General features: G+C 65.7%; 26 protein-coding genes. 9 read left to right on the top strand and 17 right to left on the bottom strand.

What is annotated here, in order from left to right:
- Positions 1-60 precede the first annotated feature (60 nt).
- Positions 61-1,701: a peptidase S10 gene (locus EQZ23_RS14450; protein ID WP_240663587.1), complete on the top strand. Its 1,641-nt coding sequence runs from the start codon at positions 61-63 to the stop codon at positions 1,699-1,701.
- 176 nt (positions 1,702-1,877) lie between these two features.
- Here the strand turns inward: EQZ23_RS14450 and rpoN are convergent, their stop codons facing one another.
- The 5 genes from rpoN to EQZ23_RS14475 all read right to left on the bottom strand — a co-directional run bounded on the left by rpoN (position 1,878) and on the right by EQZ23_RS14475 (position 6,299).
- On the bottom strand, positions 1,878-3,377 hold the full coding sequence (gene rpoN / locus EQZ23_RS14455; RefSeq protein ID WP_128455131.1) for an RNA polymerase factor sigma-54: 1,500 nt from the start codon (positions 3,375-3,377) through the stop codon (positions 1,878-1,880).
- A gap of 168 nt (positions 3,378-3,545) precedes the next feature.
- On the bottom strand, positions 3,546-4,328 hold the full coding sequence (gene lptB / locus EQZ23_RS14460) for an LPS export ABC transporter ATP-binding protein (RefSeq protein WP_128455132.1): 783 nt from the start codon (positions 4,326-4,328) through the stop codon (positions 3,546-3,548).
- A 123-nt stretch (positions 4,329-4,451) separates the two neighbouring features.
- Positions 4,452-5,009 (bottom strand): LptA/OstA family protein, encoded by a 558-nt coding sequence (locus tag EQZ23_RS14465; protein WP_128455133.1) that lies wholly within the window; start codon positions 5,007-5,009, stop codon positions 4,452-4,454.
- A 5-nt stretch (positions 5,010-5,014) separates the two neighbouring features.
- Positions 5,015-5,671, bottom strand: coding sequence for an LPS export ABC transporter periplasmic protein LptC (lptC, locus tag EQZ23_RS14470; RefSeq protein WP_240663588.1), 657 nt, complete (start codon positions 5,669-5,671; stop codon positions 5,015-5,017).
- A 7-nt stretch (positions 5,672-5,678) separates the two neighbouring features.
- A complete protein-coding gene (locus tag EQZ23_RS14475) occupies positions 5,679-6,299 on the bottom strand; it encodes a ribonuclease D (protein ID WP_128455134.1) in 621 nt (206 codons plus the stop codon).
- Between the two features lie 304 nt (positions 6,300-6,603).
- On the opposite strand from EQZ23_RS14475, the gene EQZ23_RS20500 reads away from it, so the two are divergent.
- On the top strand, positions 6,604-7,467 hold the full coding sequence (locus EQZ23_RS20500) for a cold-shock protein (RefSeq protein ID WP_128455135.1): 864 nt from the start codon (positions 6,604-6,606) through the stop codon (positions 7,465-7,467).
- A 19-nt stretch (positions 7,468-7,486) separates the two neighbouring features.
- Complete coding sequence (locus EQZ23_RS14485) at positions 7,487-8,335, top strand: glutaminyl-peptide cyclotransferase (RefSeq protein ID WP_128455136.1); 849 nt, start codon at positions 7,487-7,489, stop codon at positions 8,333-8,335.
- A 380-nt stretch (positions 8,336-8,715) separates the two neighbouring features.
- On the opposite strand, the gene EQZ23_RS14490 is transcribed toward EQZ23_RS14485, so the two are convergent.
- The 6 genes from EQZ23_RS14490 to EQZ23_RS14515 all read right to left on the bottom strand — a co-directional run bounded on the left by EQZ23_RS14490 (position 8,716) and on the right by EQZ23_RS14515 (position 13,034).
- The gene (locus EQZ23_RS14490; RefSeq protein ID WP_240663589.1) at positions 8,716-9,411 is read right to left on the bottom strand and encodes a virulence factor; all 696 of its coding nucleotides are present in this window, start codon (positions 9,409-9,411) and stop codon (positions 8,716-8,718) included.
- Between the two features lie 131 nt (positions 9,412-9,542).
- Positions 9,543-11,135: a cisplatin damage response ATP-dependent DNA ligase gene (locus EQZ23_RS14495; protein ID WP_128455138.1), complete on the bottom strand. Its 1,593-nt coding sequence runs from the start codon at positions 11,133-11,135 to the stop codon at positions 9,543-9,545.
- Between the two features lie 99 nt (positions 11,136-11,234).
- On the bottom strand, positions 11,235-11,420 hold the full coding sequence (locus tag EQZ23_RS14500; protein ID WP_055881870.1) for a DUF1328 family protein: 186 nt from the start codon (positions 11,418-11,420) through the stop codon (positions 11,235-11,237).
- 69 nt (positions 11,421-11,489) lie between these two features.
- Complete coding sequence (locus EQZ23_RS14505; protein WP_128455139.1) at positions 11,490-11,987, bottom strand: DNA starvation/stationary phase protection protein; 498 nt, start codon at positions 11,985-11,987, stop codon at positions 11,490-11,492.
- A gap of 129 nt (positions 11,988-12,116) precedes the next feature.
- Positions 12,117-12,683 carry a TMEM165/GDT1 family protein gene (locus EQZ23_RS14510; protein WP_128455140.1) on the bottom strand — a complete coding sequence of 189 codons (567 nt, stop codon included), beginning with the start codon at positions 12,681-12,683 and terminating at the stop codon, positions 12,117-12,119.
- A 3-nt stretch (positions 12,684-12,686) separates the two neighbouring features.
- Positions 12,687-13,034 carry a hypothetical protein gene (locus EQZ23_RS14515; protein ID WP_128455141.1) on the bottom strand — a complete coding sequence of 116 codons (348 nt, stop codon included), beginning with the start codon at positions 13,032-13,034 and terminating at the stop codon, positions 12,687-12,689.
- A gap of 191 nt (positions 13,035-13,225) precedes the next feature.
- Between EQZ23_RS14515 and rpmG the strand changes: the two genes are divergently transcribed.
- Entirely contained in the window at positions 13,226-13,393 is a 168-nt protein-coding gene (gene rpmG / locus EQZ23_RS14520) for a 50S ribosomal protein L33 (RefSeq protein WP_055881863.1), read from the top strand.
- A gap of 447 nt (positions 13,394-13,840) precedes the next feature.
- On the opposite strand, the gene EQZ23_RS14525 is transcribed toward rpmG, so the two are convergent.
- Positions 13,841-14,203 carry a response regulator gene (locus EQZ23_RS14525; protein WP_128455142.1) on the bottom strand — a complete coding sequence of 121 codons (363 nt, stop codon included), beginning with the start codon at positions 14,201-14,203 and terminating at the stop codon, positions 13,841-13,843.
- A 36-nt stretch (positions 14,204-14,239) separates the two neighbouring features.
- Here EQZ23_RS14525 and EQZ23_RS14530 point away from each other — a divergent pair, with 36 nt between their 5' ends.
- The 4 genes from EQZ23_RS14530 to EQZ23_RS14545 all read left to right on the top strand — a co-directional run bounded on the left by EQZ23_RS14530 (position 14,240) and on the right by EQZ23_RS14545 (position 16,899).
- On the top strand, positions 14,240-14,524 hold the full coding sequence (locus EQZ23_RS14530; RefSeq protein WP_128455143.1) for a DUF3572 domain-containing protein: 285 nt from the start codon (positions 14,240-14,242) through the stop codon (positions 14,522-14,524).
- Complete coding sequence (locus tag EQZ23_RS14535; protein ID WP_128455144.1) at positions 14,521-15,147, top strand: HAD family hydrolase; 627 nt, start codon at positions 14,521-14,523, stop codon at positions 15,145-15,147. Before EQZ23_RS14530 ends, EQZ23_RS14535 begins: the two co-directional genes overlap by 4 nt.
- 112 nt (positions 15,148-15,259) lie before the next feature.
- Positions 15,260-15,724: a RidA family protein gene (locus EQZ23_RS14540; RefSeq protein WP_128455145.1), complete on the top strand. Its 465-nt coding sequence runs from the start codon at positions 15,260-15,262 to the stop codon at positions 15,722-15,724.
- 41 nt (positions 15,725-15,765) lie between these two features.
- Positions 15,766-16,899, top strand: coding sequence for a GNAT family N-acetyltransferase (locus EQZ23_RS14545; protein WP_128455146.1), 1,134 nt, complete (start codon positions 15,766-15,768; stop codon positions 16,897-16,899).
- Here EQZ23_RS14545 and EQZ23_RS14550 read toward each other — a convergent pair.
- The 4 genes from EQZ23_RS14550 to EQZ23_RS14565 all read right to left on the bottom strand — a co-directional run bounded on the left by EQZ23_RS14550 (position 16,874) and on the right by EQZ23_RS14565 (position 23,429).
- Entirely contained in the window at positions 16,874-18,460 is a 1,587-nt protein-coding gene (locus tag EQZ23_RS14550; RefSeq protein WP_240663590.1) for a hypothetical protein, read from the bottom strand. The two genes, EQZ23_RS14545 and EQZ23_RS14550, sit on opposite strands and share 26 nt — an antisense overlap.
- 11 nt (positions 18,461-18,471) lie before the next feature.
- Positions 18,472-20,286 (bottom strand): hypothetical protein, encoded by a 1,815-nt coding sequence (locus tag EQZ23_RS14555; RefSeq protein WP_128455147.1) that lies wholly within the window; start codon positions 20,284-20,286, stop codon positions 18,472-18,474.
- A 209-nt stretch (positions 20,287-20,495) separates the two neighbouring features.
- A complete protein-coding gene (locus tag EQZ23_RS14560) occupies positions 20,496-22,013 on the bottom strand; it encodes an NAD(P)/FAD-dependent oxidoreductase (RefSeq protein ID WP_128455148.1) in 1,518 nt (505 codons plus the stop codon).
- A 171-nt stretch (positions 22,014-22,184) separates the two neighbouring features.
- Positions 22,185-23,429: an argininosuccinate synthase gene (locus tag EQZ23_RS14565; protein WP_240663591.1), complete on the bottom strand. Its 1,245-nt coding sequence runs from the start codon at positions 23,427-23,429 to the stop codon at positions 22,185-22,187.
- A 113-nt stretch (positions 23,430-23,542) separates the two neighbouring features.
- Here EQZ23_RS14565 and EQZ23_RS14570 point away from each other — a divergent pair, with 113 nt between their 5' ends.
- Positions 23,543-23,992, top strand: coding sequence for an EF-hand domain-containing protein (locus EQZ23_RS14570; RefSeq protein ID WP_164913467.1), 450 nt, complete (start codon positions 23,543-23,545; stop codon positions 23,990-23,992).
- Between the two features lie 227 nt (positions 23,993-24,219).
- Here the strand turns inward: EQZ23_RS14570 and EQZ23_RS14575 are convergent, their stop codons facing one another.
- Positions 24,220-25,464, bottom strand: a complete 1,245-nt coding sequence (locus EQZ23_RS14575) for a cyclopropane-fatty-acyl-phospholipid synthase family protein (RefSeq protein ID WP_128455150.1) — start codon at positions 25,462-25,464, stop codon at positions 24,220-24,222.
- Between the last annotated feature and the right edge of the window lie 44 nt (positions 25,465-25,508).

Raw genomic sequence — 25,508 nt, forward strand, 5'->3', positions numbered from 1 at the left:
GCTTGCGCTTTACGGCCCAACCGGCAGAATAGGGCATTGCCCCTGTCGCAAGGATGATCCGTGGCCCGTTCGACCAATATTGCCGCTCTGCTACTGCTCGCGCTTTCGACCACCGCCATCGCGCAGGACGCGCCGAAGAAGGACAAGGTCGAGACCAACGCCGAGCGGATGAAGGCCGAGGCGGAGGCGGATTACGCCAATCCCCCCGTCGCCGAGCAGGAGGTCAAGACGAAAGGCCGCGTCACGGTCGGCGGCAAGTCGCTCGGCTATACCGCGACCGTCGGCACGCTGACCCTGCGCGATACCGAGGGCAAGCCGACCGCGAGCCTGTTCTACACCGGCTACACGCTCGACGGGGTGAAGCCTGGCACGAAGCGCCCGGTCACCTTCTTCTATAACGGCGGACCCGGATCGCCCAGTTTCTGGCTGCACATGGGGTCGTTCGCGCCGGTCCGGCTGCGCACCGCCAACCCCGAATATATCCGGCCCGCGCCCTACGACTTCGGACCCAACCCCGACACGTTGCTCGACAAGACGGACATGGTGTTCATCGACGCGGTCGGCACCGGCTATTCGCGGCCGTTGGGTGATACCAAGCCGTCGGCCTTCTACGGCGTCGACGAGGATGCCGATGCGTTCGCCAAGGGCATTTTGCGCTACGCGACCAAATATGGCCGCTGGAACAGCCCGAAGTTCCTGTTCGGCGAGAGCTACGGCACGACGCGGTCGGGCGCGCTGGCGTATCAGTTGCAGGATCGCGGGATGGCGCTGAACGGGGTCGTGCTGCTGTCGTCGATCATGAACTATGGGTATCGCCAGCCGGGGCTCGACGAGATTTATCTCAATTACCTGCCGAGCTATGCGGCAAGCGCCTGGTATCACAACCGCTTGCAGAACCGCCCCGCCGACGTCGCGACGATCGTCGCCGAGGCGCGTGCGTTCGCCACCGGGCCTTATGCGGCGGCGCTGTCGAAGGGGCAGACGATCTCCGATGCGGAACGCGATACGGTCGCCACGCGGATGAGCCAGCTGATCGGCATCTCGCCCGACTTCATCAAGCGCGCCAACCTCCGGATCGATCTCGCCCGCTTCCAGAAGGAGCTGCTGCGCGATCAGCGGCTCACGCTCGGCCGGTTCGATTCGCGCTATACCGGCGTCGACAGCGATGCGGCGGGCGAGCGGCCCGAGACCGACGCGTCGGACACCGCGATCGCGGGCGCGTTCATCGCGACCTTCAACGACTATGTGACGCACACGCTCAACTACAAGACCGAGATGCCCTACCGCCTAAGCGCCCGCGACGCGCCGGGCTGGACGTGGAACTGGAAGCATGACGCCCCCGGTCGTGGCGGCCAGTCGCAGAACAACCCAAATACCGCTGTCGACCTTGCCGCGGCGATGCGCGAAAATCCGTATCTCAACGTGCTGTCGATGAACGGCTATTACGATATGGCGACGCCGTTTTTTGGAACGGAGAACGATCTCAATCACATGATGCTCGATCCCGCGCGGCAGCGGAATTTGGCATTTCGCTACTATCCCGCGGGACACATGACGTATCTCAATCCGGCGGCGCTGCATCAGATGAAGGCGGATCTGGCGTCCTGGTACGACCAGGCGGTTGGCGAGGCACGGAGCTCGACGCCGCCGGGTGGGGCCAGTGTTTCGAGCGCGGAGGGTTCGGGGCAAGGGCCGAACTAACTGTCCCCGCACACCGGACTATACGCCGGCTCTCGCGATCCTCCCCCGCCAGGGGGAGGTGGCGCCGAAGGCGACGGAGGGGGAGGACACGGAGCGGAAGTGGCTCCTTACCTCCCCCTCCGTTTGGCAAGGGCCAGCCACCTCCCCCTGGCGGGGGAGGATTGCGAGGCGGGAAGCTATCGCACCCCCTCCAGCGCCTTCGCGCGGCGGCGCTGCACCGAACTGCCGATCCCCAGCGCCTCGCGGTATTTAGCCACCGTCCGGCGCGCGATGTCGAAGCCCTTCGCGTTGAGCAGTTCGACCAGCGTGTCGTCCGACAGGATCTTCGCGCCCTCGGTATCGATCAGCGCGCGAATCGCGGATTTCACCGCCTGCGCCGACACCGCTTCGCCGCCATCCGCCGACTGGATCGCGCTCGTGAAGAAGTATTTCAGCTCGTACAGCCCGCGCGCGCACGAGACGTATTTGTTGCTCGTCACGCGGCTGACGGTCGATTCGTGCATCTCGATCGCGTCCGCCACCTGCCGCAGCGTCAGCGGGCGGAGATGCGAGACGCCCTTCAGGAAGAACGCCTCCTGCTGCTTCACGATTTCGGTCGCGACCTTGATGATCGTCCGCTGGCGCTGGTCCAATGCCTTCACCAGCCAGTTCGCGCTGGCGAGGCAATCGCTCAGCCACGCCTTCGACGCCTTGTCCTGCTGCCCGCCCGACAGCTCGGTATAATAGCTGCGATTGACCAGCACGCGGGGCAGGGTGGCGGCGTTGATCTCGATCGCCCAGCCCGCCTTGGTGCGCGCGACGAACAGGTCCGGCGTCACCGACTGCGCGGGCTCGCCGCCATAGCGACAGCCGGGTTTCGGATCGTAGCCGCGTAGCTCGCGGATCATGTCCGCCATGTCCTCGTCGTCGACGTCGCAAATCCGCTTCAACCGGGTCAGCTCGCCACGTGCGAGCAGGTCGAGATTGGCGATCAACAATGCCATGCACGGATCGTAGCGGTCCGCCTCCTTCGCCTGCAGCGTCAGGCATTCGGCGAGATCGCGCGCACCGACCCCGGTCGGATCGAACGTCTGGATCGTCGCCAGGACGCCCTCGACCCGCACCAGCGGCACGCCGAGCCGGTTGGCGATATCGAGCAGCGACACGGTCAGATAGCCCGCCTCGTCGATCTGGTCGATCAGGTGCGCGGCGATGAACGCGTCTTCGTGGGGGATTGCCGGGCCGGCCTGGGCGAGCAGGTGATCCGCGAGGCTGAGGCTGGTATCGGGGAACGCGTCGAGATCGGGGCCGTCCTCGCCACCGACGCCGCTTGCGCTCGCGCCGGTCATCGAGAGCGCGCCGTCCATCCCGCTGCCGCCGTCGGCCACGCTGTCCTGCTGATGGCTCTCGGTGGCGTAGTCGACGTCGAGCGTCGGTTCGTCGCCCGAGCCGGTGCCCGATACGAGTTCGTCGGCGGCGACGCGTTCGTCGCGGACTTCGGCGACAGGCTCGCGGTCCGGTGCATCGCTATTTTCGGCGGCGCTGGCTTCGAGCAGCGGGTTGCGCTCGACCTCCTCGGCGATGAACCCCTCGATCTCCAGGTTCGACAGCGCCAGCAGCTTGATCGCCTGCTGGAGCTGCGGGGTCATCACCAGCGACTGCGACTGGCGGATGTCCAGGCGAGGGACGAGGCTCATGACGCCAAGGTGAGTTCAAATCCTCCCCCGCAAGGGGGAGGTGGCAGGCATAGCCTGACGGAGGGGGCGGTAAGAGCCAACCGGTGTTTCATGTCCTCCCCCTCCGACGCCTTTGGCGCCACCTCCCCCTAGCGGGGGAGGATCGTAAAAATTGAATATCGTTCAGGCTTAAAGCGAGAAGCCTTCGCCGAGGTACAGGCGCCGGACGTTCGCATCCGCGACCAGCTCTTCCGGCGAGCCCGAGAACAGCACCCGGCCGTCATAGATGATATACGCGCGGTCGACGATCTCGAGCGTCTCGCGGACGTTGTGGTCGGTGATCAGCACGCCGATGTCGCGGCGTTTGAGGTCCTTCACCAGATCACGGATATCCGCGATCGAGATCGGATCGATGCCCGCGAACGGCTCGTCGAGTAGCATGATCGACGGATCGGCCGCAAGCGCGCGGGCGATTTCCGCACGCCGCCGCTCGCCGCCCGACAGCGCCATCGCGGGTGCCGCGCGCAGCCGGGTCAGCCCGAACTCCTCGAGCAGCGTATCGAGTTTCCGCTGACGCGCCGCCTTGTCCGGCTCGGACAGCTCGAGCACGGTCAGGATGTTCTTCTCGATCGTGAGGCCGCGGAAGATCGACGTCTCCTGCGGCAGATAGCCGAGGCCCAGGATCGCACGCCGGTACATCGGCAGCTTCGTGATGTCCTCGCCGTCGAGCATGATGCGGCCCGAATCGGGCTTCACGAGACCCATCACCGAATAGAAGCACGTCGTCTTGCCCGCGCCGTTCGGGCCGAGCAGCCCGACGACCTCGCCGCGGCCAACCGTGACCGACACGTCGGTCAGCACGACACGTTTGTCGTAGGACTTGGCGATCGAGACGACCTGCAGCCCGTTGCTGACGGGCGGCTCCGAGATCGGCTCTACCGCTTCGATCGGGGGCAGCGTGGTGGCGTCCATGGGATCAGGCCCTCGCAAAAGTCAGTCGCCGGCGCTCCGGCTGGAGGTTGGCGGCAAGAGGTTGGCAGGAAACATGCATGAGCGCGCCGCCGGAGGGAAGCCCCCGCGGACACGCTTGAGCGATCAGTTGCGCTTGGGGACCGAGAAGGTGCCGGTCACGCGTCCGCCCGACTGCGTCACGGTGCCGCCACCGGTGGTCGCGCCGGTGCTGCCGCCGACCGACGAGCCGTCGATCACCGCGCGACCGGTGTCGAGATTCATTGTAAGGCGCCCGCCATTGACGACGTTGCCACCTTGGTTGAGCGTCACCGCGCCGAGCATCGTGATCACGCGCTTGTTGAGGTCGTAGATCGCGTACTGGCTCTTGGCAGTCTGGTCTGGTCGCCTGACCGTGACGCCGCCCGACGCGTCGAGCCGCGAGACCTGCGGGTTCCCACCGATTACCTGGCCGGTATAGGCGACCGTCATCCGCGCCGAGTTCAGCGTCATATCGGTCTGCTTGACCGCGACATTGCCCGACAGGATGGCGCGGTTCGCCTTGTCCTGCAGCTCGATATGATCCGCACCAAAATCGATCGGGGCGTTTGAATCGTGCGACTGCTGCGCGACCGCGGTCGTGGAGAGCAGGACGGCGGATATCCCGAGAAGGATCGGGCCGGCAAGGATTTGGGAAGCGCGCATGGCAGCTATTTCGGCCCTCTGGGGATGATCCGCAAGCGGGCATTGCCGTCAAGCGTAACAGTGCGCTCTTCAAGGTTGGCGCGCAGCTTGTTCGCGCTGAACGTGCCTTGCTGGACGGTGCCGGTCGCCGCGCCGCCGCTTTCGAGCGTGCGCGCCTTCATGTCGATCGTCGCGTTGGTCGTCTTGAGGTCGTAGCCGCCCGCAGCCGTGGCGTTGAGCGGGCCGAACAGCTGCACCTTCTCGGTGTCCATGTCGTAGCGACCGGTGTTGGCCTTGATGTTGGCGGGGCCGTCGGTCAGCTGGATCTGCGCGGCGAGCTGGTTGAGCTCGACGATCGGTTCGGCCGAGCTCTTCTGGATCGCGGATTTCGCGTCGAGCGTGAAGGATTGGCCCTTCGAATCCTCGCCGCGATAGCGTGCCGCCTGGATCTTCATCCGCTCCTGCGCGACGTCGACCTTGTTCTTGTCGAGCAGGAACGACACGTCGCCGCCCGCGGTCAGCGGCGCCATCACCAGGAACGCCGCCAGCACGCCGATCGCGGTCGGCAGCGCGACGCGGGCGATCGCCACGAAGCGATCGTGGCTGCCACCGGGCGCGGCCCAGTCCTGCCGCGCGGTGCGTGCACGGCGGGCGACCGGAGAAGGCGGCGGAACGTCGATCACGCGGGGATCATGCGTGCGCGAAAATGTCGATCTCGGGCCATCCGGCGAGATCGAGTGCGGCGCGCGTCGGCAGGAAGTCGAAGCAGGCCTGGGCGAGCTCCATCCGGCCTTCGCGGATCAGCCGCTTGTCGAGCTCGGTCCGCAACCGGTGGAGGAAGCGGACGTCGGACGCGGCATAATCCTTCTGCGCCTCCGACAGTTCTGGACTGCCCCAGTCGGACGATTGCTGCTGCTTCGAGATATCCTGGCCGAGCAACTCGCGGACCAGTTCCTTGAGGCCGTGGCGATCGGTGAAGGTCCGCACCAGCCGGGACGCGATCTTGGTGCAATAGACCGGTGCCGCGACGACGCCGAGATAATGCTGGACCGCGGCGATATCGAATCGTCCGAAATGGTACAGTTTCACGCGCGCCGGGTCGGCCAGCAGCGCCTTCAGATTGGGGGCGTCATAGCCGGCGCCCGCGGCGAAGCGGACGAGATGCTCGTCGGGGCCACCGTCCGACAGCTGCACCAGGCACAGCCGATCGCGCGGGGTGATGAGCCCCATCGTCTCGGTATCGACGGCGATCGCGGCACCGGCCGCGAACAGATCGGCGGGGATGTCGCCTTCGTGGAGATAAACTGTCATGCCGAGCGCCGTAGCGGTCCGCGGCTGAACGCTCAATGGCTCTGTCATACGGTGCCGCATCGAATCGGGCGATAAGATGGCTTGCACGCTCCGGGTGCGACGAGTCGTGGCCGACGAGCGACACCTGCGTCAGTATCGGTCCAATTCGCTGGCCGTCGCATCAGATTCTATTCGCGACCGCTTGTATTTTGCGCTAAGGGTCCCCTCAAGGCGCAAAAGGTTTCGCGCTGGAAAACCCGCGTTCGTCGTCCGGCACAAGGGTTTTGAGAAATTTGCGGGCGAACCGGGAAGACGAACAGAGCTTATGGGTTTCGATAAAGGTGGCCGCGGGAACCGTGGCGGGCGTGGCCGCGATAAGCGCGACAGCTTCGGCGGCGGCGACAACGAGTTCGGCGGCGGCAGCAGCTTTGGTGGCGGCGGCGACCGGTTCGGCGGCGGCAACAGCTATGGCGGCGGCGGCGGTTCGAGCTACGGCGGCGGCGGTGGCAGCAGCTACGGCGGCGGCGGCGGTAGCAGCTTCGGCGGCGGCGGCGGCGGCGGTGGTTACCGCGGCGGCGGCGGTGGCGGCGGCTTCTCGGGCGGCGGCGGCGGCGGCGGTGGTCGCGGCATGCCCCCCCAGGTTGTCGGCGAAGGCACCGGTGTCGTAAAGTTCTTCAACGCGCAGAAGGGCTTCGGCTTCGTCGTTCGCGATGACGGCGGCGAGGACGTGTTCGTCCACATCAGCGCAGTCGAGCAGGCCGGCATGGTCGCGCTCGCAGAGGGTCAGCCGCTCGGCTTCACGCTCGTCGATCGCGGTGGCCGTATCTCGGCAACCGATCTGAAGATCGACGGCGAGCCGATGGCGGTCACCGATCGCGGCCCGCCGCGTGACCGTGATGCCGGCCCGGGCGCGCCCCGTGGTGGCGATCGCGACCGTGACGGTGGTGCAGGTGGCGCGCAGCGTCAGCTCACCGGCGAGAAGGCGACCGGTACGGTCAAGTTCTTCAACGCGATGAAGGGCTTCGGCTTCATCCAGCGCGACGACGGACAGCCTGACGCATTCGTCCACATCTCGGCCGTTGAGCGCGCCGGCATGGCGACGCTGAACGAGGGCGACAAGCTCGAGTTCGAGCTTGAGGTCGATCGTCGCGGCAAGTATGCAGCGGTAAACCTGAGTGCAGGCGGCTGATCCAGCTGACCGTTTCAGAATGCTGATCCGTACCGTGTTCGGTAGGATAACGATTGCGGCCGGTCTCGCTTTGGCGGGGCCGGCCGTTTTCGTTTCATCGTCTTTCTATTCGTCCGCGGCGCGCGCCGGGCAGGCCGCCACGCCTGCCGCGCCGGCGCCTACGCGTGTCCCCGTGCTGTCGGCGACGATCGTCGCGCGCTATCCGCATGATCGGACCGCGTTCACCGAAGGACTGCTATGGCATGACGGTGCGCTGTACGAGAGTACGGGGCAGGAGCGGCAATCCGACGTCCGCCGCGTCTCGCTAACGGATGGTAAGATCCTCGCGAGGGCGCGAATCGATCCGGCGCAGTTCGGCGAGGGCCTCGCGCTATGGAAAGACCAGCTCGTCAGCCTGACCTGGCATAACGGCATCGCTCATCGCTGGGACGTCCGCACGCTGAAGCCCAAGGGGCAGAACCGTTATACCGGCGAGGGTTGGGGGCTGACAAGCGATGGCGTTTCGCTGCTCCAGTCCGATGGCAGTTCCGACATCATCGTCCGCGATCCGCTGACTTTGGCCGAGCGTCGCCGCGTGGCGGTGACGATCGACGGGCGGCCGCTGCGCGACATCAACGAGCTCGAATATGTCCACGGCGCGCTGCTGGCGAACGTCTGGCACACCGGGTTCCTTGTCCGCATCGACCCCAAGACCGGCAAGGTGACCGCGGTGATCGACCTGCGCCCGCTGGTCGCTGAAGTCGCGGCTACGGATCGCGAAGCGGTGCTCAACGGCATCGCCTGGGACGCCAAGGCGGATCGGCTGTTCGTGACGGGCAAATACTGGCCGACGCTATTCGAGATCAAGATCGCCACCGCACCGCAGTGAGCGATGGGGTGTCTCGACACTAGACGCTGCCCGGCTCCCTTGTTCTCCCGCGAGGGCGGGAGCCCAGACTGGACTTCCGCCTTCGCGGGAGAACAAGGGAGGCGCGAGATCCTTCACCCAACAGCCTCCCTCGCCCGTCACCTGCTTCCGTTCGTCCAGCCTATACGCGTTATTCCAGCGGCCAATCGTCACCCCGCCCTCATCCGTCACCCCAGCGGAAGCTGGGGTATCCTGGTTTGGCGGGCGCCATGGCCTACACGATGATATCCCAGCTTTCGCTGGGATGACGGAATTTGGTGTGACGGAACTTGAATGACGGGACTTGGCGTAACCGGCCCGGAATCAGGTCCGTGTTACCCTCCCTAAACTCCCCGCCCAGCCTATGGCGCCACCGCCCGGATCGCCGCCAGCACGTGCGCCAGAAGCCCGTCCGCATCGTGGCGAATGTTGTGCCCGCCAGGCATCCCGACCTTCCGCACGTTCGTCGGCGACAGCAGCGGGCACAGGCTGTCCGTTTCCTCGATCCCATAGATGCACGTGAGCGGCGCCCAGGTCAGCCGGTTACCGGTCGTTGCCCCCATGCTGTCCGGCTTCCCATGATCGTACAGCAGCCCGGACGGATCGGCGCGGTAGAAGACCGTATCCCCCGGCAGGATCAACACGATCGCCGCCACCCGAGCGCGCAACGACGGCGGCAGGTCCGCCAGCCCGGTCTGGACGATGTCCGCGCCGTACGACTGGCCCATTACGACGATCCGCTTCGCCCCGGTCCGTGCCAGCGCCGTCCGAATACCGTCCGCGACGATCGCGTCCAGTTCGCCTCGCGTCCGGGATCGCGCGAACAATGCAGGCGTCGTGATCCCGACGACCGGGAAGCCGTGCTCCGTCAGCCCCCGTGACGTCGATGCACCGAGCAGGAAGCGCAGCCCCATGTCGCCTGAGAAATTGACCACCGCGACCGGCGGTGCGCCCGAAGTGTGGACACCGATGGCGGGATACACATGCACGGGATCGCGATCGAAATAGCCAGCCAGATAGACGAACAGCACGACGATCGCGGAGACGATGCTTGTCACCCACGCGCCGCGCCGCCAAGGCCGTGCCGCTACCGTACGGGGATGTCGCGAACTTTTCACCGGACCGTCCTTACGCGTACCAAGATCGGGTGCGATAGCCCGTCAGGTCGCGTGCTTCGATGACGCGCGGATTACGTAATCATCCGCTTCAACGTCTCGATCCGGTCCGCTTCCGCCGCGGGCTTGTCGGTCCTGATCCGCGCGATCCGGGGGAAGCGCATCGCCACGCCCGATTTGTGGCGCTTGGAATCGTGCAGCGAATCGAACGCGATCTCCAGCACCAGCGTCTTTTCCACCTCGCGCACCGGGCCGAACCGGTTCTGCGTATGGTTGCGGACGAAGCTGTCGAGCATCTTCAACTCCTCGTCGGTAATCCCGGAATAGGCCTTGCCGACGGGGAGCAGTTCGCCGTCCTCGGTCCAGCAGCCGAAGGTGTAGTCCGAATAGTAAGACGAGCGCCGCCCGGAGCCGCGTTGCGCGTACATCATCACGCAGTCGGCGGTCAGTGGATCGCGCTTCCATTTGTACCAGAGCCCGGCACGACGACCGCCGACATACGGTGAGTCGCGACGCTTGAGCATGACGCCTTCGATCGCCGAATCGCGGGCGGTGGCACGGATCGCCTCCAGCGCAGTAAAATCGTCCGCCGCGATGACCATGCTGAGATCGAACCGCTCGGAATCGAGTTGCGGCATGAACGCTTCGAGTCGCTTGCGGCGGTCGGTCCATGGCAACGTGCGCAAATCCTCGTCACCATCGATCAGCAGGTCGTACAGCCGGACGAACGCGGGATACTCCGCCAGCATCTTTGCCGACACGGTCTTGCGCCCAAGCCTTTGCTGGAGCGCATTGAAGCTGGCAGCACCGCCGCCCTCCTCCAGCGTGCCGCCCTGATGCTCGCCCTTCACCAGCAATTCGCCATCGACCGTGCCCGGCGTCCGGAACGCGGCGGCGATCTCAGGGAAGCTGCCGGTCACGTCGTCGCCGGTGCGGCTGTAGAGGCGCGTTTCGCCGGCGACGTGGACGATCTGGACGCGGATGCCGTCCCATTTCCATTCGGCGGCATAGTCGGCGAGATCGACGCGCAACTCCTCCAGCCCGTGCGCAAGCATGAACGGGCGGAACACAGGCACGTCGGCGGGCGTCGGCTGCTCGCCTGTCCCCTCGGCCCAGGCGAACAGGCTCGGATACGGCGCATCGAGTCCGTGCCAGACCTCCTCCACCGCATCGACGTCGAGCCCGAACGCATCGGCGAGCGCGGTCTTCGCGAGCCGTGCCGACACGCCGATCCGCAGCGCGCCCGTCGCCATCTTGAGCAGTGCGAACCGTTCCTCCGCATCCGAACGGTCGAGCATGTCAGCCAACGCCGCCGGAGCATCCGCACGCGACGAGGCCGCCAAGCGCTCGACGACGTCGGTTATCGACAAGGGAGTGGGGTCGACCGGAACCGTCGGTTCGGGCCAGAGCAGCGCCACCGTCTCCGCGGTATCGCCGACATAATCGCGGCTCATCCGGAACAGCACCGGATCGACGCGTTCCTCGATCAGCCCGCGGATTACCGCCGATTTCACGCCCTTGAGATCAAGGTCACCGGTCAGCGCCGCCATCGCCCAGCCGCGGTCCGGATCGGGCGTCGCCCGCAGATAGTCCGCAATCAGTTTCAGCTTCGCATTGCGCGACCGGGTGTAGGTGAGCGAATCGAGCAGGGCGGCGAAAGCGTGCATCCCCGTTCAACGCCTCTGCCGCCCTAAGGGATGCAGATGAAACGACCGCCGTCGGGCGGGCCCGACGGCGGTCGTGGTCATGCGTTCGAGGCAGTCGCGTCAGTCGATCGCGTTCTTGATGCCCTTGCCGGCGAGCAGGCCGAGCACGAGGAAAATCACGAACAATGCGATCGCGATGAAGAACAGGATCTTCGCGATGCCGATGAACGCGCCGCCGATGCCGCCGAAGCCGAGTAGCGCGAGAACGGCGCCGATGACGAGAAAGGTGATTGCGAGCTTCAGCATGGCGGCCTCCAGTTTACGATAAGGTCACTTAACCGGTGCGACGACGGGTTTGTTCCTGGCCTGTAACGATCAGGCTTTGCGGCTGGCTTCGAACAGGAACCAGGCGCGCTCCTCGGCGTGGTCGGTCCACTCGTCGACGATGCCGCTGGTCGCATTGTCCTTGGCCGCGTCGGCGGCATCCTTGACGATGCGGAACTGCTCGACGAGCGTAAGATTGTCCTCGCGCAGTTCGGCGAGCATCTCGGTCGGGCCGACAAACGCCATGTCGTTGTCCGCGATCGTCTGGTGACGCGAGACGTCGCCGATCGAGCGCAGCGTGGTGTTGCCGGTTTTCCGGACGCGCTCGGCGATCGCGTCGGTGATGCCGAGGATCTGCGCGGACTGGTCGTCGAGCAACAGGTGGTAATCGCGGAAATGCGGCCCCGACATGTGCCAGTGGAAGTTCTTGGTCTTGAGATACAGCGCATAGCAATCGGCCAGCGCGGCGTTCAGCGCGTCGGCGACGGACTTGGTGCTGTTGCTCGGCAGGTCGGTCGGGGTGTCGAGGGCGGGATTGATGTCGGCCATGTCTAGCTCCGGTTTTTGAAAGTCGTTGCGTAAACGATCCGAACGCCGGATTGCTCCCGCCCGCCCGCCCGCCCGCCCGCCCGCCCGCCCGCCCGCCCGTCAGATCAGATCAGATCAGATCAGATCAGATCAGATCAGGCGCAGCGCGCCGAGCGCGAGGACGATCCCGAAGATCACGAACACGATGCCGATGGCGATGCGCAGCGGCCTCAGCGGCAGTTTCAGCCATGCGGCCTCGCCCATCAGTGCGGCGGGGACGATCACAACCAGCGAGCCGATCGTCGCACCGATCGCGGCGAGGGCAGGAACGGGCGTCCGAGCGGCGAGCGTCAGGACGATGAACTGCACGCCGTCGCCGAATGCCAGGATGAAGAGGCCGAGCAATGCCGTGGCGGTCGCGCCGATCCGCCAGCGATCGAGCCGGTCGGGTGACTTGGCGGGGAAGAACGACCCGCCGCCCTGCAACAGCAGCGCGAGCGCCAGCATGAGGTGTTGCGCGTTGGGCGCGAGCTTGGGGCCGATCACGGCGCCTATTGCGGCGGCGAGACCGCTCGCGGCGAGCAGCGCGAGCGCCGCCATCGCGATGACGAGCCCCGGCCTGCCGTGACGGTCCGACAGCATCGCGGCCAGCCATGCGGTGCGATCGCCGACCTGCGCCAGCGCCGCCGCGACGAGCGCCGCCATCAAGGCGTCCATGATTTATCCCGCAAGGCGCACCGAACAGGCGGCGGCGAACGCGTGGCACGCCTGGACGTCCTGCCGCTCGCAACCGACCGCGTCGCGCAGGATCGCCAGCCAGCCATGGACCAGCGCGCCATGTTCGCCGCGAGACAGCGCCGAGTCGACGAAGTGTGCGACGGTGACGGCTGGGTTGAGGCCGTTGCTGTGCGCGATCACCCGGATCGCATCGATCTCGGTGGCGATGTCGCAGGGGCGGGAATAGGGGGCTCGAATGTCGATCGCGGCGATTCGCGCGGCGAGGTCGGCCTTTACCGCGATCATATCGTCGATTCGATCGATCTCGGTGACTCTCAGCGCCTGCCCCATGATCCCCGCTCCCTTTTGTCTGTCGACATATAGCGCCTCGGGTAGTGAATAGCGGGTTAAATGCGGTATGTTGACCGTCCGGGAGGGCGTAAAGCTTGACTTCGTCGCAGGCGTCCGCCATGCGCCGCCCTTGATGGAGCGGCGGCGTCAGTTCGCCGCTTTCGCATTTTCAAGCCATAGGAATTGGGCTCATGGCCAAGCCGACCACCGTAAAGATCAAGCTGCTCAGCACTGCTGACACCGGCTTCTTCTACGTCACCAAGAAGAATCCCCGTACCAAGACGGAGAAGCTCTCTTTCTCGAAGTACGATCCCGTCGTGCGCAAGCATGTCGAGTTCAAGGAAGCCAAGATCAAGTAATCCGGTCGGCGGTTTCGACCGTCGTCTGATTGCAGCGATCCGAAAAGCCGCGGGCAGCCCCCGCGGCTTTTGGCGTTGGTGGTTCAGTTCCTATGCCCGTCATCCCAGCGAAAGCTGGGTTCTCCCGCCGCGGGGGCGCGCCTGAAACGGGGAGACCCCAGCTTTCGCTGGGGTGACGGGGTGGTTGCTTCTTCCTCCAGCCGTCCGCTCGTCCCCTCCCGTTCGTCCTGAGTAGCTGTCGAGTAGTCGCCAAAGGCGGCGTATCGAGACGGCGAATCGAAGGACTGGTTGGCGCGTGGAACCCATGCTTCGATACGCGCCCTCGATACGCTGCTGGCGCAGCTACTCGGTCGCTACTCAGCACGAGCGGGTTTGGGGTCAACGCGCTGGAGCGGCGTGTGCGGACGGCGCAGTTCGGGATCAGCGGGTGGCGAGACGTACCCTACCTCAAACCAAAGCCCCGACCGCATCCATGAACCGCGCCAGGCTGATCGGCTTGGAGACATACGAATCCGCCCCCGCCGCGCGGATTCGCTCCTCGTCCTCGCGCCCCGCATATGCCGTCACCGCCATCACCGGGATCGCCTTGAGCGCCTCGTCGGCCTTCAGTTCTAGGATGATCTCGTACCCCGTGACATGCGGCATCTGGATGTCCATGATGATCAGGTCGGGCGTGAAATCGCGCGCCCGCGCAACGGCTTCGCGGCCATCGCGCACGGGTTCGACGGCGAACTGGTGCGCGCGCAGCAGATCGCAGAATAGTTTGAGGTTCAGTTCGTTGTCCTCGACAACGAGCACCTTCTTTGTCACCGCCGCACCTTATCCGGAAAGAGGGCACGATAGGCAATGCGCGACCGCGATTCAAACGAAGACGCCGAAGCGCTCGCCTTGCGCGCGCTGGTATGGACCCTGGTCGAGCCCGACCGGGCGATGCGACTGTTGTCGGTGACCGGCCTGGAGCCGCATGACCTGCGCGCACGGGCGAGCGATCCGACGGTGCTGTCCGCGGCGCTCGGCTTCCTCGAAAACCACGAGCCCGACCTGATCGCATGCGCCGAATCGCTCGGCGTGAAGCCCGAGGCGCTGGTCCGCGCCCATGCCAAACTGGATCAGGGGGAGCTTGAAGCATGAGGCCGTTGCTGATCAGCGATTGCGACGAAGTGCTGTTGCACATGGTCAAGCATTTCGGGGTCTGGCTCGACGAGCGCCACGATATCGACTTCGCGATCCAGCACGGCGATTTCTCGACCGCGATGACGCGCCGCGATGGCGGCCCGCCGCCGTCGCGCGAGGATATGTGGGCGATGCTGAGCGAGTTCTTCCCGGGTGAAATGCATCGCCAGACCTTGGTGCCGCACGCGGTCGAAGCGCTGGAGCGGCTGGCGCAGGTAGCGGACATCGTCATCCTCACCAACCTGCAGGACGAATGTCGCCAGCCGCGGATCGACCAGCTCGCGAAGTTCGGCATCGCCCACCGGGTGGAGTGCAACCAAGGCGGCAAGGGGACGCCGGTGGCGCGACTGGTCGAGGAATATGGGGCGCCAGTCACCGTGTTCGTGGACGATCTCGCGGTGCATCACGAGTCGGTCGCGAAGCACGCGCCGGGGGTGCATCGGCTGCACATGGTCTCGGAGCCGACGCTCGCGGTGACGGTCCCGAAAGCGGACCACGCCCATGCGCGAATCGACGATTGGCGCGAAGCCGCGGACTGGATCGCCGCGCGGTTCGAAACGGGCGTGGCTGCGGACGCCTGACCGCCTCGATCCTCCCCCTGCAGGGAAGGATTGAACGAAAGTCGGTTCGAACCAAGGGGCTTAGCGGAGGGGCCACTTGACCCATCCCCCACCCCTGTGGTGATACCCCGTCATGACCGATCGTATCGACCGCAAGCTCGAAGAGCTGGGCCTCACCCTTCCGCAGGCTGCCGCGCCCGTCGCCGCCTATGTCCCGACCGTGCTGGCGAACGGCATGCTCCACATCTCGGGCCAGTTGCCGTTCAAGGACGGCGCGCTCGTCAAGGGCCGCGTCGGCGACGACGTGTCGCGCGAAGACGCGCAGGAGGCGGCCAAGCTCTGCGGGCTCATGCTCGTCGCGCAGATGAAAGCGGCGCTGGGTACGCTCGGCCGTGTCGAGCGGATCGTGAAGCTCGGCGTGTTCGTCAACTCGACCGGCGACTTCACCGATCAGGCGAAGGTCGCCAACGGCGCGTCGGAGCTGATGGTCGACCTGTTCGGCGATAGCGGCAAGCACGCGCGCTCGGCGGTCGGCGTTGCCGTCCTCCCGCTCGGTGCGGCGGTCGAGATCGACGCGATCGTGCAGGTTTCCGCCTGACCACCTTGGAGGCGCGCCCCGGCGTCTCTACCTAGACGGTAATGAACGCCGTCACCGCTCGCATCGCCCAAGGTGTCTCCTCGATCGCGGCCGAGGATTGGGACGCCTGCGCCGGCAGTGCCAACCCGTTTGTCGGCCACGCCTTCCTCTCCGCGCTCGAAGCGTCGAAAAGCGTCGGCGGCCGCTCGGGCTGGCAGGCACTGCCGGTCGTGGTCGACGGGCCCGACGGCAAGCCCGCGGCGATCGCGCCCGCCTATGCCAAGAGCCACAGCCAAGGCGAATACGTCTTCGATCAGGGCTGGGCCGACGCGTGGGAACGGGCAGGAGGGCAATATTATCCCAAGCTCCAGATCGCCGCGCCGTTCAGCCCTGTCCCGGGCCCACGCCTGTTGCTCGGCGATCGCAACCAGGCCCCCGCGCTCATCGCCGCACTGGAAGCGGTGACCGACCAGAGCGGGCTGTCCTCCGCGCACGCCACCTTCATCGACCCCGACGAAGTGGTGCTATTCGAGTCCGCAGGCTGGCTGATCCGCCAGGGCACGCAGTTCCATTGGAAGAACGACGGGTACGCCAGCTTCGACGACTTCCTCGCCGTCCTCGCCAGCCGCAAGCGCAAGGCGATCCGCAAGGAGCGCGCCGCTGCCGTCGAAGGGCTGACTATCCGCCACCTCACCGGCGCCGAGATCACGTCCGAGCATTGGGACGCGTTCTGGGTGTTCTATCAGGACACCGGCGCCCGCAAATGGGGCCAGCCCTACCTGACGCGCGCATTCTTCGACCAGATCGGCGAGACGATGGGCGACCAGATCCTGTTGATCCTTGCCGAGCGTGACGATGTGCCGATTGCGGGCGCGCTCAACCTGATCGGCGCGGACACGCTCTACGGCCGCTATTGGGGCGCGACCGAGGAGGTGCCGTTTCTCCATTTCGAGCTCTGCTATTACCAGGCGATCGACGCCGCCATCGCGCGAGGCTTACAGACCGTAGAGGCGGGCGCGCAGGGCGAACACAAGCTCGCCCGCGGTTACGCCCCGGTTGCGACCTATTCCGCGCACTACATTCCTGACCCGAACTTTCGTCGCGCGATCGCCGATTATCTCGTCCGCGAACGCGAAGCCGTCGCCGAGCAGCAGGAGTATCTCGGCGAGCTTACTCCGTTCCGGCGGGGCGGCTAAGGGGTCGGTTGACCCGGTATAGCAGGCTGGTCTCGTCGCGGCGGATCAGCGTCAGGTCACGCACCAGCGCCGGATCGAACTTCGGCGGATGAATCAGCCAGACATAATCGAACGCATCGCGCGGGAATTTCTCCAGCGCCATCGAGATCGGCCGCCAGAACTGTCCGCGGCACTTGATGTCGCTGACGATCTCCGACGGATCATGCGCAAAGCCGCGCGCCGCCGCGTAGTTCGTCGTCAGCAACTGCGCACCGGCCATCGACCATTGGTCGTTGGTGAACGCGAGCCGCCGCTCTAGCAGCAACGCCGGGACATGCTCCAGCCGCGAATACGCCCAATCGTCGCGACACCGCCGCCCGACGAACGACACGACGCGAGCCCGCTCGGGCACCGTATCGATCGCCGCGATCGCCTGATCGTAGCTGCGATCGTACATCAGGTAGCTGACCGTCGTCCCCGCCAGCCGCACCCCGAAGAACGCAAACCCCAGCACCGCGAGCACAGCGGCGCCGCGCAACGACAGCCCGTGCCGCGGCCGCAGCGCGATCACCGCGATCGCCAGCACGAACGGCGCCAAGCGCATGTCCGCATAGGCCGATCCGAACACGATCCGCGGCAACAGCACATAGACCAGCGCTAGGAACAGCGCCGACAGACCCAGGTTGCGGGAATATTCGATCGTCTGGTCGCGCACGCCGCGGAACAGGATCACGAACAGCACGGTGACCGATGCGATGTCGAACGCCATCCACCGATCGCGCAGGACCATCGTGATCCAGTTCATCTTCCAGCGCCAGTTGAACCAGTCCTGCGTCTTCCCGCCGACATGATCGCCCGACCGCCACACCACCATCATCACCATCGGCAACGCGAGCGGCAGGCAGTTCAGCCCCGCCCGGACGAACGCCGAGAACCAGCCATGCGCCCAGTTCTTGGGATCGCTGTCGCGGCGGATATCGTGCTGGCGAATGAGCTCGGCGGAGAAGGCGAGCACGCCCAGCACGCCCCAGCCAAACGTATGGCACAGCCACAACAGGCACGAGATCGGCACGAAGATAATCGCGCGCAGCCGCTCGCGCTTGAGCCGCCCCAGCCGCAGCCACAGCGCAAACAGGTTGAGCGCCAGCGCCATCGCCAGCGCGAAATTCACGAATCCGAACTGGAACGGATAACTGTAGGCAAGCGGCAAAGCGAACAGCGCGGTCGCCGGGATTCGCCCGTGAACCTCGCGTGCGATCCACAACAGGCCCGTGACGGTCAGTACCGGGATCGCCATCACGATCAGCTTCACCGCCAGCTGCAACCCGAAGATCGGCGCGAGCGGCTCGATCAAAAGGTCGATCCCGAGGTTGCCGATCATCTGCCAATGGAAGTCATACCACTGGGAAAGCCAAGGATTTTCGCCGATCTCCAGCTGGACGCGGTAGCGCCCCATATGGCCGGGCAGGTCCACGAGCGGCGGAATCTCCGGCCACAGCAGCGGTATCATCGACGCAAGCGCGACCGCGACGACAAAGCCCCGCGTCTGCCACCAGTGCAGCTTTTCCCCCGGAATGTTCATACCATCCGACCCTAGGGGCGGACGGGCGTTCCAGACAAGGGTGTGCGCGATGAGTTGTTAACTCGCCATGCAAGAACCGGCGATCCGGTGATCGGCACTGGGGTCAGCCAGGCGAACCGTTCGCCGCGATCGAGCCTTGCCCACAAGCCGTTGGGCGCCTCTTCGCGATAGATATCCATTTCGATCGCACCGGGGCAGGCGACGAGATACGTCGCGCCGCTCGCCACGATTTCCGCGCGCGCTGCGGCGGGCGTATCGGTGTATCCCGCAATGACGCGGTGGAGCGCGCCGGTGTTGCGATGATAGCCGCCTGAAATCGCGTGATGATGCGTCATCGTGATGATCTCCGGCGAGACGTCGATCGGCGCAAAAAGCGTGCTCGCTGGCAGTCGCGCCAGCGCGCGGACATCTGCGACGCTGTGGCAGGCGGGGTAGCCCGGCTTGCTGGTAGACGGATGCGACGTCGAGCCGGGTAAGGCGGCGAACAGCGCGCCGGCGACGAGACCCGGCGAAGCTAGAAGCAGGGCGCCCGCGGTCGCCAGCGTGCGTAATGATACTGAACCGATGCGACGCGTCCGTTGCAGCATCGCCAGCAAGGCCCAGGCGCCCCCCGGAAGCGCCAGGGCGTTCGCGGTCGCACCGGTTCGCATCACCAGCAACGACAGCGCGCTCGCAAAACCGAGGATGGCGAGCAGTATCGCCCAGCGAGTTTTCACCGCGCCCTCCGCGCGACGCCAGGCGAGAACCGTCCCGATCAGCCCGACGATCGGAAAGCCGATCGTCATCGACGCCCATGCCGGCGCCTGTCGCCAGATCGGCAGGCCTTCCGCTACGTTGAGATACCAGAGACGGTAGACGAGCGGATCGAGCGTCGCGAACGGGCCGCGCAGGCAGTCGGGTGCGATCAGTTTTATTAATGCCAGCGCGAGGGCTCCGCCGCCAACGAGGACGGCAACCCGAACGAACAGCGGGCGGTTGTCGAGAAACGTTGCGGCAATGAGCGACGCGGCGGCGACCCCGAGTGCGGCCAGCCAAGCTGGGGAAAGCGCATCGCAGGCCTGCGCGAACATGCCGGGTCCGCGGGTCGCGATGTGCAGCGCAAGCGCGGCGACGAAGAAGGTCGCGGCAAGCGCGCGTAACAAGTTTCGGCGGTCCGGCTGCCATGCCCAGGCGAGCGCGGCGACCGCCGTGATCGCCACCGCGATGGGAAGGCCCTCCAGCGATATCGTGACGAGGCTTGCGAGCGCCAGTCCCGCCAGCATGCCGCTCCGCGCGGTCGCCCGTCCGACCAGCAGCGTCGTCGCGGCCACCGCCAGCACGACCTGCCAGCCGTGATGATCGATCCGCAACGGCCGCATCTGATAGGCGATCGGAATCGACAGCGGCGCAAGCAACAGCGCGAGTTTCGCGCGATCCACGTCGCTCACCCGCCGCGTCAGTTCGGCCGCCAGCGCCATGAGCGCCAGCAACGTGATCAGCGGCACGACCGTCATCGCGATCCGGTTGACCGTGTCGCGTGCGAAGAACGGATCGAGCACCAGCATCGCCGCCGCGATCGGCAGGTCGACGAGGCGCGACCAGTGCATCGCGAAGTCGCCGCCGTTCAGTCGGTGCTGGCCGACGTCCCACCAGCTCTGCCCGGCAAGCCAGTCGCGCACTTCCAGCAGCCGCATCGCATCGTCGGGATCGGGAAAGCGCAGCGTCGCGATGGCGCCCGCGGAGGCTAGACAGAGAACGAGCGCGGCAAGCGACCAGCCGCCTAGGATGGTCGGCCAAAGGCTGGGGGGCTGCAGATCAGCTTCCGGGGGCGATGTCGTGTCCGTCATGTGATGTCCGTTCCAACGACTGCCCCGGCAGCCACGGCACCCCCACTTGCACCTCCCCGGCGGAGGCCGGGGCCCAAGTGGGGAGCGTGATCAACTAGGGGAACCCGCACGGTTACTGCGACCTTCCCAATTGGACCCCGGCCTTCGCCGGGAGGGCTTATCGGGAGTGCCCCGCACCGATCACACCGATATGACGAAGAAACAGCCCGTCACGCCGCCTTCAAGCGCTCCGGCACCGCTCGCACGCTCCCCAGCGCTGCAGCGATGCCCGTCTGCTCGCCTTCGTTCCCCGCCTCGTGATATTCCGCGTCTTCGTTGACGCTCCAGATGTCGTGCACGCGCGCGCCGGCCTGGATGTTCCGCACGGTCAGCATCGCAGTCATCATCGCGTGATCCTGGTTGTTGTACCGATGCATCCCGTTGCGCCCGACGCAGTGCAGCGTCGGATGCCGCGTCTCGATCTCCTCGCGCAGCGCGTCGACATTGTCGCGATAGTCCTCGTCGTACACGGGGTAAGCCTTCTCCTGCCGGACCACCGCGCCGCCCGTCACGTGCGCCGGATCGCAGAGTCCGAGGATCGCCATCTCCCTGGTCGCCAGCGCGATCAGGTCGTCATCGCTCGAGGCCCAGAGACCATCGCCCTCGAAGCAGAAATATTCGAGCCCGACGCACGCGATATCTGGATCGGGCACCATTTCCGGCGACCAGCTGCGGAAGTTCTGGACCCGTCCGACCTTCACCTTCGAATCGTGGATGTAGATCCAGTTGTCGGGGAACAGATCGGGCGACTTGATCATCAGCGCGACCGTAAGGAAATCGCGGTACCGAAGTGCGCTCGCCTGCGGCAAGGTCGTCGGCAACGGGTGCAAACGCCCCGCCAGTTCGCGCATCGGGGCGCTGCTGATGACATGGCCGGCGTTGATGGTGACGCTCTTGCCCTCGCGATCGGTCGCGGTGACGCGCCAGCGGCCGCTGGCATCCTCGGCGAGTTGCTTCAGCGCATGCCCCATCAGGATGGTGTCGCCGTGGCCGAGGACCTTGTCGCGCGCGGCATCCCACATCATGCCCGGCCCGAGCCGCGGATAGCGGAAGCTCTCCAGCAACGTCTTGGTCTGCATGCCGTCGTTGGGTCGCTTGTTCAGTCCCAGCGATCGCTTGAGCCCATCGAGCACCGCCCCGCCAAGGCTCAAGCCCTTGATCCGCTGCGCTGCCCAGTCCGCCGACATCGTGTCGCACGGCATCCCCCACACCTTCTCGGTATAGGTCTTGAAGAAGATCGAATACAGCGTGCGGCCGAACTGGTTGATGACCCAATCCTCGAAGCTGCGGACGTTCGCCTTGGGGCGCAGCTTGGCCTTGGCGTAGCTCGCCATGCACAGCGTCGAGCGCCAGATGCCGAGATTGCCGAGCGCCTCGAACGCGCGCAGCGGATAGCTGTAGAATTTGCCCTCGTAGTAGATGCGGCTCATCCGCGGGCGCTCGATGAAGTCGTCCGGCAGGATCTCGTTCCACAGATCGACCACCGCTTGCGATTTCGAGAAGAACCGGTGTCCGCCGATGTCGAACCGGAAGCCGTGATGCTCGACGGTCCGGCTGATCCCGCCGACATACACCGGATCCTTCTCGATCACGGTGACGGAATAGCCCGCCTTGCCGAGCAGGTACGCCGCGGTGAGCCCGGCGGGGCCGGCTCCGATGATCGCGACGTCGACAGGTGTGTTCGGCATCCAGGCTTTTCCCACAAGGTGCGGGATGTATGGAGCACGACGCCTAAGGCGTGGTTAACGCACCGGTTCGCGCTTTCACCGTTCTCCCGCGAAGGCGGGAGAACAGGGTTATTGGCGATACCGTTGGTGGCGCTTGTCCCCCCCCCGGCTCAGCGGGGGGGGGGCGGAGTTTTATCGGTCCCGCCGTGCGAGCAGGCGCAGGCGCAGCGCGTTCAGCTTGATGAAGCCCTCCGCGTCGCGCTGGTCGTACGCGCCCTGGTCGTCCTCGAACGTCACGACCTTCTCCGAATACAGCGAGTTCGGCGATTTGCGGCCGACGACGTACACGCCGCCCTTGTACAGCTTCAGGCGCACGGTGCCCGACACCTTCAACTGGCTGTGGTCGATCGCCGCCTGCAGCATCTCGCGCTCCGGCGAGAACCAGAAGCCGTTGTACAGCAGCTCGGCATAGCGCGGCGCGAGCTCGTCCTTCAGGTGCGCGGCGCCGCGGTCGAGCGTCAGCTGCTCGATGCCGCGATGCGCGAGCTGATAAATCGTGCCGCCCGGCGTCTCGTACATGCCGCGGCTCTTCATGCCGACGAAGCGGTTCTCGACCAGGTCGAGACGACCGATCCCGTGGCGGCGGCCGTACTCGTTGAGCGTCGACAGCAACGTGGCGGGCGACATGCCTTCGCCGTTGATCGCGACGCCGTCGCCGCGCTCGAAATCGATCGTGAGGTACTCGGGCGTGTCCGGCGCGTCCTCGGGGTTTACCGTGCGCGAATAGACGTAATCGGGGACCTCGTCCCACGGGTTCTCGAGAACCTTACCCTCGGACGAGGTGTGCAGCATGTTGGCGTCGGTCGAGAAGGGCGACTCGCCGCGCTTGTCCTTGCTGACCGGGATCTGGTGCTGCTCGGCGAACTCGATCAGCTTGGTGCGGCTAGTCAGGTCCCATTCGCGCCACGGTGCGATCACCTTGATGTCGGGCGACAACGCGTAGTAGCCGAGCTCGAAGCGAACCTGGTCGTTGCCCTTGCCGGTCGCGCCGTGGCTGACCGCATCGGCGCCGACCATCTTGGCGATCTCGATCTGGCGCTTGGCGATCAGCGGCCGCGCGATCGACGTGCCGAGCAGGTACAGCCCCTCGTACAGCGCGTTCGAGCGCATCATCGGGAACACGTAGTCGCGGACGAACTCCTCGCGCAGGTCGTCGACGAAGATGTGCTCGGGCTTCACGCCCATCATCTCGGCCTTGGCACGCGCCGGCTCGAGCTCTTCGCCCTGGCCCAGATCGGCGGTGAACGTCACGACTTCGCAGTTATACGTCTGCTGGAGCCATTTCAGGATCACGCTGGTATCCAGGCCACCGGAATAGGCTAGCACGACCCGATTGATGCCGGCGTCGCCGGCGGGACGATTGATCTGATCGGTCACGGGCAGAATCCTTCGGCAATATCCAATGCCCGCGCCCCTATGCGCTGGGACCCCTTCATGCAACCGGCGCCTGCAACCGCGCCCTGCATCCGGACCCTGCAACTATGGCGTTCATGGCGCGTACAACCGAACCGGTCTATTCGCGCCGCAAATCCTCTGGAGTTTACGCAACCGTGCTACGCCAAACGCTCACCGTTCTCGTTCTCGCGGGTCTCGCGACCCCGGCGCTCGCGCAGGAAACCCGCGCGTCTGCTTCCGCCAAGTTCAAGACCGAATTCGCCGCGTCGGACACCAACAAGGACGGTGTCCTCACGCGCGCCGAAGTGCAGGCACGGATCGGCAACATGAAGGTCGGACCGGGCCGGCCGGATCCGGTCCACGCCAAGCGCCTCGCGGACCTGTGGTTCACCAGCGCGGACAAGAACAAGGACGGCAAGGTGACGCAAGGCGAGGCGCAGGCACTGCTCGCGGCGACGTTCGCCAAGTATGACGCGAACAAGGATGGCAAGATCGGCGGCGACGAGCGTGCTGCCGCCAAGGCGGAGGTGCAGGGGCCGCGCTGAGCAGCCTATCCCAAGCGACACTGTTCTCCCGCGGACGCGGGAGCCCAGCTAAGTACCGTATCCCTGCTTGACCCTGGACCCCCGCCTGCGCGGGGGAACAGGAAGGAAGAAGTACCAGAGAACTCCGTTCGTCCTGAGTAGCTGCTGAGCTTGTCGAAGCGGCGTATCGAAGGACTGGTCCGATTGGGGCAAGTCCTTTGATACGGGTCTTCGGCTTCGCTCAGTCCCTACTCAGGACGAACGGCAGTGGCTTCCCGCAACGCCCGCTCGCCCTCGAGCATGTAATCGCGCGTCAGTGGCAGGGTCATCCGGCTCTTCGACAGCTGAATCTGGTAGTTGACCATGCCCCCGGTCCGGAACGCCGCCGCCGCACCCGCGAGATAGAACGTCCACATCCGGTAGAATCGCTCGTCGTACAACGCGACGATCGCGTCCTTCGCCGCCACCGTCCGGTCGTACCAGTGGTCGATCGTCAGCGCATAGTGGACGCGCAGCACCTCGATATCGGTCGGGAAGAACTTCAGCCCTTCATATCCCTTCACGATTTCCGACAGCGCCGGATTATAGCCGCCCGGAAAGATGTACTTCGTCGTGAACGTGTCGGTCACGCCCGGCCCGCCCATCCGGCCGATCGTGTGGAGCAGCATCACGCCGTCCTGCGTCAACAGGTCGCGGCATTTGCGGAAGAACGCCTTGTAGTGCGCCGGGCCGACATGCTCGAACATCCCGACCGAGACGATCCGGTCGAACGTGCCCGACAGCGCGCGGTAATCGATCAGCTCGAACTTCACCTTGTCGGCGACCCCGGCCTCTTCCGCACGCCGCCGCGCGACCTTCAGTTGCTCTTCGCTCAGCGTGACACCCAGCACCTCGGCGCCGGTCTTGGCATGCAGGTACAGCGCCATCCCGCCCCAGCCGCAACCGATGTCGAGCACGCGCATGCCCGGCTGGATCGCCAGCTTGGCGGCGATATGCGCCTTCTTGTCGTCCTGCGCCTGTTCCAGGCTGTTCGCCGGATCGGTGAAGTACGCGCAGCTATATTGCCGGTCCGCATCGAGGAACAGGTCGTACAGTCGGTCCGACAGGTCGTAATGATGCGCCACGTTCTTCTTCGAACGACGCGCCATGTTCACCCGGTCGACCCGGTGGACGACCTTGCCGAGCAGCTTGATCGGCAACGACGGGTTGAGGCCGCCGCCAAGTTCCCACGGGCTGTTGCCTTTGAGCAGATTGACGAGATCACGAATGTCGCCGCGGTCGATCACCAGGCGACCGTCCATGAACGCTTCCGCCGCGCCCAGCGCGGGATGGCGGACGATCGCGCCGGCGACACCGGGCTCGGTCAGGCGGATCGTGACCGGATTATAGGCCGGGTCGGGCTTGCCGAAATGGTTGGTCGTGCCGTCCGCATGGACCAAAGTGAGTTCGCCGGTTTTCACCTGCCGGGCCAGGAAACGATCGAAAAGAGCCATGGTGCAATAGCTAATGACTGGTACGGAATTGCGCTACCCCCGCC

Source organism: Sphingomonas sp. UV9 (genome assembly GCF_004101245.1).
Taxonomy (GTDB): domain Bacteria; phylum Pseudomonadota; class Alphaproteobacteria; order Sphingomonadales; family Sphingomonadaceae; genus Sphingomonas.